The sequence below is a fragment of the Vibrio sonorensis genome (assembly GCF_001854765.1).
In the GTDB taxonomy this organism is placed as follows: Bacteria; Pseudomonadota; Gammaproteobacteria; order Enterobacterales; family Vibrionaceae; genus Vibrio; species Vibrio sonorensis.
Genome location: NZ_LJJE01000091.1, coordinates 71,345 through 86,185, shown reverse-complemented (window position 1 = coordinate 86,185; position 14,841 = coordinate 71,345). Strand labels below are relative to the sequence as shown.

Below are 14,841 nucleotides of genomic sequence, written 5' to 3'. Positions count from 1 at the left end.
AAGCAATTATGCCAGCGCTTTCTCAATATCTGCACTAACTTCAGCAACTTGTTTAGTACCGTCAAATTTTAGGTACTTAGTGTTGCCCGCTTCCGCTTCTTTTCCGTAGTAAGAAATAAGCGGAGCCGTTTGGTCATGGTAAACACCAAGACGAGCTCGTACTGTCTCTTCTTTGTCGTCATCGCGAACTACAAGGTCTTCACCAGTCACGTCATCTTTGCCTTCAACTTTAGGCGGGTTATATACAACGTGGTAAGTACGACCTGAAGGCAAGTGGGCACGACGACCAGCCATGCGCTCAACAATTACGTCGTCTGCTACGTCGAACTCGATAACGTAGTCAACATCAACGCCCATCTCTTTCAGACCGTCAGCCTGTGGAATTGTACGTGGGAAGCCATCCAACAAAAAGCCTTTCTCGCAGTCGTCCTCAGCGATACGCTCTTTGATAAGACCAAGAATGATTTCATCAGATACTAGCTGACCAGCGTCGATCACGGCCTTAGCTTGCTTACCAAGCTCAGTGCCCGCTTTGATAGCAGCACGCAGCATGTCACCAGTAGAGATTTGTGGAATACCGTACTTCTCCATGATGAATTGAGCTTGAGTGCCTTTACCTGCACCTGGAGCACCTAGAAGAATGATGCGCATGTTTAATCCTCTTTCGATTTGATGATTTTTATACCCAAGCTCACAGTGATAATCCGCTTTCCCTGCCGCTTACGGTAAGTTTGGGTATAAGGTTAAAAAGTTGAAGGCGAAAATACACGCCTTGCCAATCACATTCAAGTCCCCAAGTCTAACACACTCTGTGTTCCCCATAAGAGAATTAAGACTAAAGAATGCAATCGATAAACCAAGCAATTTGGCTTGCAGTTAAATGGAGACGCATTGTTTAATTTTCAATGCTATTCATATAAAAAGCCCGCAAATTGCGAGCTTTTTACGATTTTTACAACTATTACACCTTAGTCAAAAGGCTATTAATTGCTCCTAAGAACTGAGATGGGTCTTCCATCGAACCGCGTTCTGCCAACATCGCTTGGCCCAATAGGACTTCCACCCAACGGCCAAATGCAACTTCATCTGCTTCATCCGCCATGCGTTGTACAAGGTCGTGATTCGGGTTCAACTCAAGAATGTACTTCACTTCTGGCGCGGCTTGGCCTGCGGCTTCAAGTAGCTTAGCATCTGAGTCCCCATTTCAAAGTCATCGGTCACTACTACCGCTGGTGTGTTGGCCAGTTTAAATGTGGTACGGACTTCTTTAACTCGCTCACCAAGATAGTTCTGGGTGCGTTCAACAACCGATGTAAACTCTTCTTCCTGCTCTTTCTGCTTCTCTTTCTCTTGCTCGTCATCAAACTGACTTAGATCTAAGCCCGCTTTGGTTATCGACTGGAAAGATTTGCCATCGAACTCGGTTAGATAGTTCATCAACCATTCATCGATGCGATCAAACATGAGAATAACTTCAATGCCTTTCGCTTTGAACTGCTCCAAATGTGGACTATTTTTTGCCGCGGCATAGCTATCAGCAGTTAAGAAGTAAATCTTATCTTGACCTTCTTTCATGCGCTCAACATAAGATGCCAAAGAAATTGTCTGATCGGCAGAGTCTATCTCAGTAGAGGCAAAGCGAAGTAAGCCTGCGACTTTCTCTTTGTTCGCCATATCCTCGGCAGGGCCTTCTTTCATCACTAGGCCAAACTCTTTCCAGAATGACTGGTATTTTTCTTCGTCGTTTTTAGCCATGCGCTCAAGCATAGTAAGTACGCGCTTCGTACATGCTCCACGAAGTGACTGCGTTACCTTATTATCTTGAAGTATTTCGCGAGATACGTTTAGCGGCAGATCATTCGAGTCTATTAAACCACGTACAAAACGCAGATAAGACGGCATAAACTGTTCAGCGTCATCCATGATGAAAACTCGCTGAACATACAGTTTTAGGCCTGATTTATGATCGCGATTCATCATATCCCATGGTGCTTTAGCAGGGATATATAACAAGCTAGTGTAATCGTTTTTACCTTCTACACGGTTATGACTCCAAACCAGTGGATCGGCAAAGTCGTGTGACACGTGCTTGTAAAACTCTTGATATTCTTGCTCAGAAATATCGGATTTGTTACGAGTCCAGAGCGCTTGAGCTTTATTGATTTGCTCCCAAACTTTCTCACCAGTTTCTTTACCTTCGTCATCGCGTGCGTCGGTTTGGATGGATACTGGAATACCAATGTGATCAGAGTACTTGCTAATAACTTCTTTTAGACGCCACTCGTTTAAAAACTCTTTTCCTTCTTCGCGCATGTGCAGCACAATATCAGTACCGCGAGACTGCTTAGTAATGCTCTCAATGGTGTATTCACCCTCACCTGCAGAGTGCCACTGTACGGCTTCTTCTGCTTCGACAGTTGCCGCACGCGATCTCACTGTAACGGCATCTGCCACAATAAACGCCGAATAAAAACCAACGCCAAACTGACCGATCAATTGTGAGTCTTTACTTTGCTCTTCGGACAGATTCGAGAAAAAGTCTGCAGTACCGGATTTCGCAATCGTACCTAAGTGCTCAATCACTTCATCACGCGTCATACCGATACCATTATCGGAAATGGTAAGGGTATTGGCTTCTTCATTAAAAGCGAGCTTAACACCTAAATCTGCATCTCCTTGATACAAATCAGGCTGTGATAAAGCTTGAAATCTTAGTTTGTCGGAAGCGTCAGAAGCATTCGAAATTAGCTCACGTAAAAAGATCTCTTTGTTCGAGTAAAGAGAGTGAATCATTAGGTGTAGCAGCTGTTTTACTTCTGACTGAAAACCACGAGTTTCTTTGTTGTTAGTTGCAGTATCGCTCATGATAACTCCATAACTTCTATACTAATTCAGGCCATTAAGTGGTAGATTATTGACCTTACATGATGATTTGCTATTAAACATGAGGGTAGCAATTGTAAATTCAAGGTCAAAAGATATAAAAACGGTGTTTTTTTAAGTTCTTTTTGACTATGCTTGCCCACCCTTACATCAAAAATTATAAAGCCACTGACGCTAAGGTTCATGGATGATTGCAACCACTGGCTCTCTGTATTCAACCGTTTCCAATGGCCAATAGTATGAGTAACGTAGGTACAAAATTTATTATTGCGAATCGATTTATTTTCGATCCCAATACCAATTCTTTAGTCGATAAAGAAAACGACGACCAACTAGTCCGTTTAGGCAGTAATGAAAGCAGAATTTTGCTGATGTTGTCTGAAAAACCCAACGAAGTCATCACCCGGAATGAGCTGCATGATTTTGTTTGGCGCGAGCAGGGATTTGAAGTTGACGACTCCAGCTTGACTCAAGCGATTTCCACGTTGCGCAAGATGCTTCAAGACTCAACAAAATCCCCTCAGTTTGTTAAAACCGTGCCTAAACGCGGCTATCAACTGATCTGCCCCGTCGAAAAAACCACACCGCTAATGCAGGGTGCGGAAGAGGAAGACGTCACGGTTCAAGAACCTATTATTGAAGAACCGAGCTTCGAGGCCCTAGATGCTAACATTGAGCTATCGACGACTGAAGGCAACAAAAATTTAGATTCTAAAGAGGAGAACTTGTCCCGTTGGATATCTAGAGCGCTAATTTTTATATCCATTGTTCTCCCTGTTTCTATCATTCTATTCTGTAATCCAGCTGAAACCAGTTTTAGAGAAATCGAAACAATCGATGGTGTTGTTGTAAAAACTCCTTCCAATCACCCGGATCTATCTAGCTATCTTGAACCGATAGCGCAGTGTATTAAGAAGTACAACGAGTTCCACAAAGACTCTCTCAAACCAAAGGAAGTCATTGTCACTGGCCGTGGTCACAATCAGTTGGCACTTAATTATATTCACGCTTTTGAATATTCGTATGAGAACGTTACATTGCAGCTTTTCTCTGGAAGTCGCGATATGCCATCGGTCTGCCAATAGGAGCTTAGGACAATGAAAATAAACAAATTTCCAGTAATATTATTTCTGGCGTCTTTGATTACAAGTGCTTGGCTCTACTGGGGAAGCGATCTTAAAGTAGAGCAAATTCTGACCTCTAGAGAATGGCAAGCAAGTATGTCTATGGTGATTGTCGACAACCGCAAAGAAGGCTCTTTAGGTCCTCTTAGAAGAGCGGAGATTACCGCCAATGTTAAATACCTTCGCAACGGAACTTATATTCGTTCCTCTTCGGTTGACCTTTACGCAGAAGACAATACTGAAAAAGATACGGTTATTCACCTTGCTGAAAAAGGAGAGTGGACACTAAGTGATGATTACCTTCTTGTGTCCCCGATTGAGTTTAAAGATGTCTCATCTGAGATTTCGAAGGAATTTACTCCCGAGCAGCTCAAGGTCATTACCCAAATTTATAAGCTAGAGGCCCAGCAAAGCAGAAGAGTCGATATCGTTAACAATAAAACACTACTTCTAACCAGCTTAGACCACGGCTCAACCGTTCTCTTTTCTAATTAATCACTATTACGAGGGGCAGGATGCCCCTTTCTGACAACTTATGGATTTCATCTCATCCTTCGGGCTTTTTTTCGGCTCTGTTATTGCAAATACTCTCGCTTCGCTCTCTGGAGGGGGCGCTGGTTTATTGCAATTTCCTCTGCTGATATTTTTAGGTCTTCCTTTTGGGGTTGCATTGGCTACCCACAAAGTCGCCAGCGTCGCTTTAGGCCTTGGTGCGGCTTTTACTCATATCCGTAAAAAAACGTTTTCACTGCCTATTGCTATCTACTTGATATTAGTAGGAAGTGCTGGTGCTATCGTCGGCGCTAACCTTGTACTATTGCTACCAGAAGAAGTGGCCCGAAGGTTACTGGGTCTGATGATTTTAAGCTTAGGGGTCTACTCTTGGTTTAAAAAACAGCTCGGACAGGAAGAAAGTGCGACCAATAGAACGCTTCAAGGATGGATCATTGGTGGTATCGCCCTTTTCGCCATCGGCGTAATCAATGGTTCTCTTACTGCAGGCTCTGGATTACTCGTCACTCTGTTTTTGGTTCGCTACTTTGGGTATAGCTATAAACAAGCAGTCGCACTTACTTTAATTTGTGTTGGCCTTTTTTGGAACGGTATTGGCGGTATCGCCGTCGTTCAAGCTGGTGCTCCTATCTATTGGCCTTGGCTTCCCGTTCTTCTTTTGGGCTCATTTGTGGGTGGTAGCTTAGGCGCGTACCTCTCTACAAGGTATAGTAATCGCGTAATTAAAACGTGTTTCGAGATCCTAACCCTTGTTGTTGGGATAAAACTACTGTTCTAGGTTTAATATGAATAAAGCAAATATCGAAATTTACTATTGTCGCCAGTGTAATTGGATGCTGAGAGCAACATGGATGTCTCAAGAACTTCTCCACACCTTTAGTGAAGAGATTGAGGCACTTACATTACATCCGGACACGGGTGGCCGATTCGAAATACGGTGCAATGGCGACTTGATTTGGGAAAGAAAACGCGATGGCGGCTTCCCTGAAGCGAAAGAGCTAAAAAGAAGAGTGAGGGATCTCATCGACCCCGAACGGGATTTAGGGCACTCAGACAGAAAATAATCAGACGCTGTAGGCCGTTAATATCCCTACAGCGTTTGTCGTTTAGTGATTTTATATCGAACTTTGAACTATGGTCTCTCCATCGAACGAAACCACTCGAATCACATCGTTTTCTAACAACCCATAACTTGGCTTATAGCCCTCTCTTGGAAAAGTGGTCGACCCTGGGTTAAAGATAAAATGGCTACCCAATGATTGAGCTAGCGGGATATGGGTATGACCGTGAACAATCACATCCCCATCTCTTAGTGGTGGCAGTTTATTCCCATTGTATAGGTGGCCGTGGGTTAGGAACAATCGCTTACCGGACTCCAGAAGTAGCCAAGCATAATCAGACATCATAGGAAACTGCAAAAGCATCTGATCAACTTCGCTATCACAATTACCGCGTACGGCAATAATACTGTCTTGGTACTCATTCAACAGCTCAGCGACAGCCGGCGGATTGTAGTACTGGGGAACAGGGTTTCTCGGCCCGTGATTAAGAGAGTCCCCCAATAAGATTAAGTGCTTAGAACCCGACGCTTTGTAAGCCTCTAACATTCGTTTTGTTGCCGCTTCACAACCGTGTAAATCTGACGCGAAGAATAATTTCACTGCAAGTTACTCCTTAAAACAACTGAGGGTATTTTAAGGGTAAATAGGTTACTCGTCATCCACTGTCATGCCATTTATCACTATGTTGTTGTAACTCACCATTCCTATGATTGTGCCATCTTCTAAAACAGGGGCACGACTGATACCAAACCTTTCGAACAAACGCGCACAATATTTCACGTTCATATTTGGGTCTACACACAAGGCTGGTTTGGTCATAATTTCATAGATATTCGTTCTTTCAGGAGAGCGATTCTTCGCCAACACCTTCTTTGCAATATCGTTCATCAACACCACGCCAAATTCATCGTCTTCGTGGCGCTTGTTTACCACTAACGCTTTGACCCCTCGACTTTTTGCCAAGGCAATGGCCTCTTTTACCGTGGTTAAACCATCCACCATCACATAGGTGTTGGCCATTACGTCTCTTACAGAAACCTTTTTGTGACTATTCATAACTCGTCCTCAACCACTTTTGTCAGTTCTTCCACCTGATGCGCCACCCCAACCGCATCTTCAATATCGAGCTGAACCGCGATTCCTTGGCCAGATGTTTGGTCAAACTCACCAACATCACTGATCGTTTCAAGGATATGTCGCGATAGGTGCTCTTCAACAACAAAAAGTAACACGTCTTTTTGTACCTCTAACGTCAAACCAAAAAATGTTTTTTTCTGATTCAAACCTTGTCCACGAGCATTGTTAATGACGGTAGCGCCGGTAGCACCCGCTTCCCTTGCTGCATCCAAAACTTGATCTGTTTTGCTATCTTCAACAAATGCAATTATCAATTTAAAGCGCATTCTCATTTTCCTCTTCTGGTTTTGATCTTTGGTTTATCCACTGAGTCAATTGGGCATACGCCATCACTGAAATCATCGGGAATAAACTGGCAAACGCAATTAAGCCAAAACCATCTATCATCGGGTTTCGTCCCGGCACCGTTGATGCCAGTCCTAGCCCTAATGCTGCTACTAAAGGCACGGTAACGGTTGATGTCGTCACCCCGCCAGAGTCATAAGCTAATGGGACTATTAATTTGGGCGCGTAAAAGGTCTGTATTACCACCACGACATACCCAACAATGATGTAATAGTGAATCGGGTCTCCCACTACTATTCGATAACTTCCCAATGAAATACCAACTGCCACGCCTATCGCTACGGCCACTCGTAACCCATTGACGCTAATACTACCGCCAGAGACTTGATTGGCTTTAATTGCAACAGCGATAAGTGACGGCTCGGCAATAGTGGTACTGAAACCGATAAAAAAAGCAAACAGATAAACCCAGTAGTAATCTTGCCAACCTAGTTCACTCTCTTCACTAAAACTAAACTGTCGCAAAAAACTCGGCTCTGTTAGTTGCTGCGCCATTGTTTCACCCAGTGGAAAGAGTGCTTTCTCTAGCCCCATAAGAAATAGGGTCAATCCTACAACCACATAAGCGAAGCCGAGTAACACTCGGATGGGATTACTAATAGGTTTGCGCAGTACCGCAAATTGGAATCCAAAAATGATGGTCGCAATGGGGACCACATCTGCCAATGTGTCCAACAACGTTGAAAAAAATTGGGATAAGATCGTCATGCCACCACCATTCCGTAAACCATAACAAACATCATCGGTAGTAAGGACGCAAACGCGATAAGCCCAAATCCATCTATCATGGGATTTCGCCCTTTAATTGAAGATGCGAGGCCTACTCCTAAGGCGGTGACTAAAGGCACGGTAATTGTGGACGTTGTGACTCCACCTGAGTCATAGGCCACTCCGATAATACTTTCCGGCGCAAAGGCAGTCAGAATAACAACACCAATGTACCCTGCAATGATCATGTATTGTATTGGCCAACCTTTTAAAATCCTTAATACACCAATCACTATCGCCACACCTACTGATAGCGCCACGGTAAACCTTAAACCATCGGCATAAGACTCCATTTCATGCGCCATGTTGGGGATCATTCCCCCCTCCGCGGCGACCTCTGCCGCTTCTGCCGCAACGGCAGTAAGTGCAGGCTCAGCAATTGTGGTTCCAAAACCCAAGCAAAATGCAAAAACAAGTAACCAGAATACGCTACCTTTGCGAGCAACGCTTGGGCCATGGATTCACCAATCGGAAACAAACCCATTTCTAGACCAAAGATAAAAAATGTTAAACCGACCACGACTAGGACCAATCCAGCGAGAATGGAAAATAGGTTGGGCAGTGGCTCTTGTAAAACGACCAACTGAAAAAATGCAATAACAAGTACAATAGGTAGGAGATCTCTAAGGCTTCCTAATAGGGCTTTCCCTAGCGCCAATATTGCCTGCATAAACTCTCCCATGTCGATTCTAACCATTCAATAATGGCAAATCGTTAGTAGATTCGATGTGACCTAGTCTACGCAGCGTCCAACAGAGAACACCAAATGTAAAAAAGTGTGACTCCGGATAAACTTATCAAAACACGTACTATTGATGGTCTTTCACAATTGTTTTATATAAAGCACAAAAATATCGGCTATTATTCATAATGTTAGATACGTTTTTCCACTGACTAAAACACGTTCAAAAATTGAGGAATGTCCATGAAAGTGCTGTTGACCGGAGGTACTGGTTTTATAGGCAGGGAGTTGATCAAGCAGTTTGCTTCTGATCAAATTGTTTTGCTTACTCGTTCGCCGGAAAAGGCACGTAAAATCATTCATCACGCCGATCTTGGAAACATCACTTACTTGTCTGATTTGAACACGCTCAAAGACCTTAACGATATTGATGTAGTGGTTAACCTTGCCGGCGAGTCTATTGCCGACAAGCGTTGGACTGAGGTTCAAAAAAAGCGCATTTGCGATAGTCGTTGGAAAACAACTGAGAAATTGGTCGAGCTATTTCACGCAAGTACTGAACCACCATCGACATTTATCAGTGGTTCAGCGGTCGGTTATTACGGCGATCAGCAGTCTCATCCTTTTGATGAGAGTTTGCACGTTCATCACGACAATTTCGCTCACTATGTGTGTGCAAAGTGGGAGGAAATAGCCAAAAGAGCAAGCAACGAAAACACCCGTGTTTGCATTTTGCGCACGGGTATTGTGCTAGGACCCAACGGAGGAGCACTTAAAAAAATGCTTCCTCCATATCGAATGGGATTAGGTGGTCCAATCGGAAAAGGTAAGCAATATATGCCTTGGATTCATATGCTGGACATGGTTAAGGCTATTGTGTTTTTAGTCAACACCCCTCATGCGCACGGCGAGTTTAATCTCGTTGCCCCACACCCTGTAACGAATCTAGAATTTAGCCGAACTTTGTCAAAAGCCTTGCATCGCCCCCACTTCCTCTTTACCCCAAGATGGGTTCTACAGTTAGCAATGGGTGAAAGTGCTAGTTTGTTGTTTGACAGTATTCGCGCTAAACCCAAAAAATTAACTGAACTGGGTTTTAAATTTAGCTATTCGCGCTTAGAGCCCGCGATGAAGAACCTATTTCAAGATCACAACAGCTAGTTTCAAAACTCACTAGTGTGATTTTTTTGTCGGGTTTACAATGAGCTAAACCAAATCATTAGTGAGTCTCTTTATGAATAAATCCATCTTGATAACCGGCTGCTCTACCGGTATAGGATACACTTGTGCTCATGCTTTAGCTAAACGAGGTTACAAAGTCATTGCCTCTTGTCGGAAGACAGAAGACGTGGAACGACTCACCAGTGAAGGGTTGACCTGCATACAGCTTGATCTCAACGACAGTGAAAGTATTCGACGAGCGGTTGAAGTGACTTTGGAACTAACCAATGGTGAACTCTATGCCCTATTCAACAATGGTGCCTATGGACAACCTGGCGCGTTAGAAGATCTCCCTGTTGAAGCACTCAAAAAGCAATTTCAAACCAATTTCTTTGGTTGGCATGAGTTAGTTTCTCTCGTTCTTCCCGTTATGCGTAAGCAGGGCTACGGTAGGATAGTGCAAAACAGTTCTGTTTTGGGCTTTGCCGCGATGAAATACAGAGGCGCTTACAACGCATCAAAATTTGCTTTGGAAGGTTGGACCGATACACTCAGGCTTGAGCTTCACGACACGGATATTCAGATAAGCCTAATCGAACCGGGCCCTATCGAAACTCAGTTTAGAGAAAATGCCAAAGTCGCTTTTCAAACATGGATAGAGATAGATCGTAGCTATCACCGTGAGAAGTATCGCCAACAATTGACTCGATTAAATGCCAAAAACTCCGAAAACGCTTTTGTTCTTCCACCGGAGTCTTGTGTCACTCCTCTCGTGGACGCACTAGAGTCACCAAAACCCAAGCTGCGTTATCGGGTCACCACACCCACCAAAGTCTTTGCAATCCTTAAACGGCTGCTGCCAAGCCGATGGCTGGATGAATTACTGAGACGTGCAGCTTAAAAAATGTAATTTGATGTAATACGCTCGTCATAATTCCAATCGATAATGGCCAAGTTTTCAGTACTCGCTCCCTCATTCGGTGAAATTATGACGTTAAACCAGCTAAACTGGTTGAGTATAGGTGTAGCCCTCACCTTGTTTATCTTTTTGTAAAATCTCTCAGCCTATCAATTTCACATTAAATACGGCATACCTAGCTGTGTTTTTTATTGCCTGTTTACTTGAATTTAAATCGCTTTATCCCAATCTTTTTAGTATCCATATCAAAAGGAATAACGTGATGCAGTCCCCTTTTATCGTTGAACTTAACGAGCAAAACTTTAGGCAGGTGCTGGAAGGCTCAGTAACTACTCCAGTGTTAATCCACTTTTGGGCGCCTTCTCATCAAGAAAGTTCTGTCATTCGTCCCCAGCTTAATACGTTGGCTCAAAGCTATAACGGTGCATTTACCTTAGCATTTCTCGACTGTGAAAAAGAGCATCATATCGCTTCACAATTTGGCGTTCAGGCTTTGCCAACTATCGCTTTATTTGTCAATGGGCAACCAGCGGACGGGTTAGGTGGTCCACAATCTATCGAAGCAATACAAGCTATGCTGGCAAAACACTTACCCAGCCAAGACGAATTAGATTTTCAACAAGCGATGGCTCTACTTCAATCGCAAGAGCATACACAGGCTCTTACTATATTGGAGAAACTCGAAGACGAGTTTAAGCAAAAGGGTGAAGTAAAGCTGGCCTTGGCCGAATGTTATCTCGCTCTACAACAAGCGAGTTTTGCGAGTGAGTTACTAGCGCAGATCCCTCTAGAGTATCAGGATAACTATTACAAAGGACTCGTCGCCAAATTAGAGCTGTTGCAACAGGCGGCAAATAGCCCTGAATTACAAAACCTTGAGCAAAAACTCTCACTCAAACCAGACGATTTGGCCATTGTTTTAGAGTTATCACTTGCCTACCATCAGGTGAATCGCGATGAAGAGGCCTTACAATTACTCTGGTCTTTTCTTAAAGCTGATCTCAACACCAAAGATGGGGAACTTAAAAAAGCCTTTATGGATATCTTGGCTGCCTTGGGACAAGGACACCCCGTTGCTGGAAAATATCGTCGCCAGTTGTATTCAATGCTCTACTAACAGGCGTTACGTCTAGCTACTATTGATAAAACCGCTGCGCCGGTTTTTTTATAACGTTTTGCTGAACAATCACTTAAGGTTTGTTGTCCTAAATACCAAAGGCAGCGAAAATCAACTAAATACTTGTAAAGTTAGGAGCCCAAAATGGATGTCATAGCAGCTTTAGACACGATTATCGCCATTGGATTTGCGGTATTACTGGCTATTTTTATCCTTGTCTCAGCGGTAAAAACCGTACCTCAAGGAAACCACTGGACCGTTGAAAGGTTTGGCCGTTATACGGTGACTCTCAAGCCTGGCTTGAACATTATCATTCCATTTGTCGATAGAATTGGCCAAAAGGTCAACATGATGGAGCGGGTACTTGATATCCCTGCACAAGAGGTCATTTCAAAAGATAATGCCAATGTCACTATTGATGCAGTCTGTTTCGTTCAAGTCGTTGATGCTCCGCAAGCCGCTTACGAGGTTAATGATCTCGAACACGCGATTCGCAACCTAACCTTAACCAACATTCGTACTGTTTTGGGCTCTATGGAGCTCGACGAAATGCTCAGTCAAAGAGATATGATCAATACTCAGCTATTGACCATCGTTGACGAGGCAACCAATCCATGGGGTGTAAAAGTCACGCGTATCGAAATCAAAGATGTGCAGCCACCAAAAGACCTGACGGCGGCGATGAACGCTCAGATGAAAGCGGAGCGAAATAAACGAGCAGAAATTCTTGAGGCTGAAGGTATACGCCAAGCCGAAATTTTACGAGCTGAAGGACAAAAACAGTCAGAGATCCTTAAAGCTGAAGGTGATAAACAATCCGCTATCTTACAAGCCGAAGCGCGAGAGCGTGCGGCGGAAGCTGAAGCGAAAGCGACAACTATGGTTTCTGAGGCCATCGCCCGCGGAGATATGCAGGCCGTCAATTACTTTATTGCCCAAGCTATACCGAGGCATTAAAAACCATTGGTCAGGCCGAAAATGGAAAAATCGTTATGTTACCGCTTGAAGCCGCTGGTTTAATGGGCTCGATCGCTGGTATTGCGGAAATGTTCCAAACTTCAACCAAAAGCGACAAAACAAATTCTTAATTGAATAACAGTTAAATAAAACTAAACAAGGGAAGTAACAGGTTATGGCAGAGTGGTTAAGTGAACTCAATTATTGGCACTGGCTAGCATTCGGGCTGGCTTTACTCGCCGTAGAGCTGCTCGGTGTTGCAGGTTACTTTCTTTGGTTAGGTATATCGGCATTAGCCATTGGATTGCTAATGTTAATTATGCCTATTGGTTGGCAACTACAATGGCTAAGCTTTGCTAGTTTTTCATTGATGACCACTTGGCTTTGGTGGAGAAAGCAACACAAAATTGACATTAAAAGTGATGACGCTCGGACACTCAATCAGAAGCAAAAACAGCTTGTCGGGCAAGTTATTAGGCTTGAAGAAGATATTCAAGCAGGAAAAAATCGCATTAAAGTTGGAGATACAACATGGGCGGCGATGAGTGAACAAGATATCTCTAAAGGGGAAAACGTAGAGATTGTTCGATTGGATGGAATAATTTTACACATAAAAATTAAAAAAAATTAGCCCTATTCCCATCTATTACAGACAATAATCCCCTCCAGACTTGGGGAAAAAAGAAAATACAAACATTAGATATTGATATTTATATTACTTTCTTAGTTAATTAAGGGAATTAAGAAAGTAGTTTATGATAAAAAACCATCAACTTTTATTATTCGACAAAATTCCATGTTTTAAATTTCAGTTATTTATCTTATACAAAAACCAATTCACGCTACTTATTGTTTATTGCAAACATAAATAACTGAAATTTCCAGTGATCTTTTAAGGTCCTCATACATACTTAAAGCTATCTCACTCAGTGGGATATTTTAAAAGTGTAGGAGAACATGTTATGAGAATTGGATTACTTTTAATGATTTTGTCTTTTGCGGGTTTTGCTCAGGCCTCTAGTGTAGAGGTTGGGGCCGGTGTTTCAGGGAAGTACATCGAATGCATGCTGCCTGACGGCAAAGTTGTGTATGAACCTGAGATGATTTGCAAACGTCATGACGGCAAAGCTATGTAACATTTAAAAAGGCAGCATCGCTGCCTTTTTATTGTGGTCGACAACACATTATTGGAGTACATTTTTATAGTTTCTAATAGCTAAAGATAATACAATAAAGCTTTGTATGTCCATGTAGTTATGGAGTGACTATGTCCCTAAAAAAATCATTGATTGCAGCATCTATTCTGTTTTCTCCCCTAGCACTTTCAGAAGTAACAGTTAATATTCCTGAAGGTGTGCAAGTTTTAGTAATAAATGGCGAAGACGCCGGCTATTCTAGCTTTGGATTTGACTATAAAGAGAATATTACTGTTCCTAATGGTGTAAACCAAGTTGTTTATCGAATCAGTAAAGTGGTCAATGATGGTGGAAGTAAATTGACTAAGTTTAAGTCAACACCATTTATCACAACATTCGACGAGTCAAACTCAACACTTGAACTTGAACTCACTGAGCTAGAAACTTTGCAACAAGGCAGACGATTTAACTCTAAACCAGTACTTACTATGACTAACAATGGTAAAGAAATCTCATCTCTAAAAACTGACCAACTATCGACACTTCTAACTTTTGGTTCAGACTATGTACAAGCGACGGAAAACTATAACCGTACTAGTGAGCCAGCAAGCTTAGCACACTATTCAGAAACAAATGTTTTTGTCCCTCAACCAATTTATGTGAAAAAAAATCAGCCAGTGGAAGTACCGGTTAGCAAGAGTGTTGCAGAACTTCAGCAAGCATTTTCAAATTTCTCCGCTCAAGAAAAACAAGAGTTTATGAGTTGGGCTATTAAAAATATGTAAGCCGCTATTTTGTAAAAGATTAATTTGCGCTTGATGTAATTCATCGAGCGCTTTTTTTGCCGCAACCTCAATACTTATTGAAAGAAGTTTTTCTATTATTAAGTAAAACAACTCTCAATCCACACGTCACTTAGTCATAGTTTTATACCAGTGCTGAGCTCCTCTCTTAACTATATCTTTCAGGTTTTTCTCTCTACTCGTGATTCGTTCCATGGCTTAGTTTTTGTTGTGCACATCAACAAAAGATCTCCTT

The 14,841-nt window shown here is 42.7% G+C and carries 15 protein-coding genes and 3 pseudogenes; 11 read left to right on the top strand and 7 right to left on the bottom strand.

All coding sequences use genetic code 11. The annotated features are described in order from the left end of the window. Positions 1–6: 6 nt before the first annotated feature. Both adk and htpG read right to left on the bottom strand, forming a co-directional pair. Positions 7–651: an adenylate kinase gene (gene adk / locus BLO31_RS15615; protein WP_070968702.1), complete on the bottom strand. Its 645-nt coding sequence runs from the start codon at positions 649–651 to the stop codon at positions 7–9. A gap of 310 nt (positions 652–961) precedes the next feature. Next, positions 962–2,865, bottom strand: a pseudogene (gene htpG / locus BLO31_RS15610) (molecular chaperone HtpG). A 257-nt stretch (positions 2,866–3,122) separates the two neighbouring features. Between htpG and BLO31_RS15605 the strand changes: the two are divergent. From BLO31_RS15605 to BLO31_RS15590, 4 genes are read left to right on the top strand one after another with little or no spacing between them, the layout of a single operon-like run. Beyond that, positions 3,123–3,968, top strand: coding sequence for a winged helix-turn-helix domain-containing protein (locus tag BLO31_RS15605; RefSeq protein WP_070968699.1), 846 nt, complete (start codon positions 3,123–3,125; stop codon positions 3,966–3,968). Positions 3,969–3,980: 12 nt separating this feature from the next. Continuing rightward, positions 3,981–4,502 (top strand): regulatory protein ToxS, encoded by a 522-nt coding sequence (locus tag BLO31_RS15600; protein WP_070968697.1) that lies wholly within the window; start codon positions 3,981–3,983, stop codon positions 4,500–4,502. 40 nt (positions 4,503–4,542) lie between these two features. Next, a complete protein-coding gene (locus tag BLO31_RS15595) occupies positions 4,543–5,298 on the top strand; it encodes a sulfite exporter TauE/SafE family protein (protein ID WP_070968694.1) in 756 nt (251 codons plus the stop codon). A 7-nt stretch (positions 5,299–5,305) separates the two neighbouring features. Then, positions 5,306–5,584: an Rdx family protein gene (locus BLO31_RS15590; RefSeq protein ID WP_070968691.1), complete on the top strand. Its 279-nt coding sequence runs from the start codon at positions 5,306–5,308 to the stop codon at positions 5,582–5,584. Positions 5,585–5,635: 51 nt separating this feature from the next. Here BLO31_RS15590 and yfcE read toward each other — a convergent pair whose 3' ends face one another. From yfcE to BLO31_RS15565, 5 genes and pseudogenes are all read right to left on the bottom strand, one after another. Further along, entirely contained in the window at positions 5,636–6,181 is a 546-nt protein-coding gene (yfcE, locus tag BLO31_RS15585) for a phosphodiesterase (protein WP_070968689.1), read from the bottom strand. Between the two features lie 48 nt (positions 6,182–6,229). Then, entirely contained in the window at positions 6,230–6,637 is a 408-nt protein-coding gene (locus tag BLO31_RS15580; RefSeq protein ID WP_070968687.1) for a CBS domain-containing protein, read from the bottom strand. Further along, positions 6,634–6,984 carry a P-II family nitrogen regulator gene (locus tag BLO31_RS15575; RefSeq protein WP_070968684.1) on the bottom strand — a complete coding sequence of 117 codons (351 nt, stop codon included), beginning with the start codon at positions 6,982–6,984 and terminating at the stop codon, positions 6,634–6,636. The genes BLO31_RS15580 and BLO31_RS15575 overlap by 4 nt, the downstream gene beginning before the upstream one ends. Next, complete coding sequence (locus tag BLO31_RS15570) at positions 6,974–7,771, bottom strand: DUF1538 domain-containing protein (RefSeq protein WP_070968682.1); 798 nt, start codon at positions 7,769–7,771, stop codon at positions 6,974–6,976. The genes BLO31_RS15575 and BLO31_RS15570 overlap by 11 nt, the downstream gene beginning before the upstream one ends. Next, positions 7,768–8,501, bottom strand: a pseudogene (locus tag BLO31_RS15565) (DUF1538 family protein). The gene BLO31_RS15570 and the pseudogene BLO31_RS15565 overlap by 4 nt, the downstream one beginning before the upstream one ends. 255 nt (positions 8,502–8,756) lie before the next feature. Here BLO31_RS15565 and BLO31_RS15560 point away from each other — a divergent pair. From BLO31_RS15560 to BLO31_RS15535, 7 genes and pseudogenes are all read left to right on the top strand, one after another. After that, positions 8,757–9,674, top strand: a complete 918-nt coding sequence (locus BLO31_RS15560) for a TIGR01777 family oxidoreductase (protein ID WP_070968679.1) — start codon at positions 8,757–8,759, stop codon at positions 9,672–9,674. 73 nt (positions 9,675–9,747) lie between these two features. Then, positions 9,748–10,575 (top strand): SDR family oxidoreductase, encoded by an 828-nt coding sequence (locus BLO31_RS15555; protein WP_070968675.1) that lies wholly within the window; start codon positions 9,748–9,750, stop codon positions 10,573–10,575. Between the two features lie 280 nt (positions 10,576–10,855). Next, positions 10,856–11,710, top strand: a complete 855-nt coding sequence (locus tag BLO31_RS15550) for a co-chaperone YbbN (protein WP_070968672.1) — start codon at positions 10,856–10,858, stop codon at positions 11,708–11,710. 144 nt (positions 11,711–11,854) lie between these two features. Further along, a pseudogene (locus BLO31_RS15545) lies at positions 11,855–12,798 on the top strand (SPFH domain-containing protein). Between the two features lie 44 nt (positions 12,799–12,842). After that, the gene (locus tag BLO31_RS15540; protein WP_070968669.1) at positions 12,843–13,298 is read left to right on the top strand and encodes an NfeD family protein; all 456 of its coding nucleotides are present in this window, start codon (positions 12,843–12,845) and stop codon (positions 13,296–13,298) included. Positions 13,299–13,629: 331 nt separating this feature from the next. After that, a complete protein-coding gene (locus tag BLO31_RS23885) occupies positions 13,630–13,803 on the top strand; it encodes a hypothetical protein (RefSeq protein ID WP_175443237.1) in 174 nt (57 codons plus the stop codon). A gap of 131 nt (positions 13,804–13,934) precedes the next feature. Next, a complete protein-coding gene (locus tag BLO31_RS15535; protein WP_070968666.1) occupies positions 13,935–14,588 on the top strand; it encodes a DUF2057 family protein in 654 nt (217 codons plus the stop codon). Positions 14,589–14,841 lie beyond the last annotated feature (253 nt).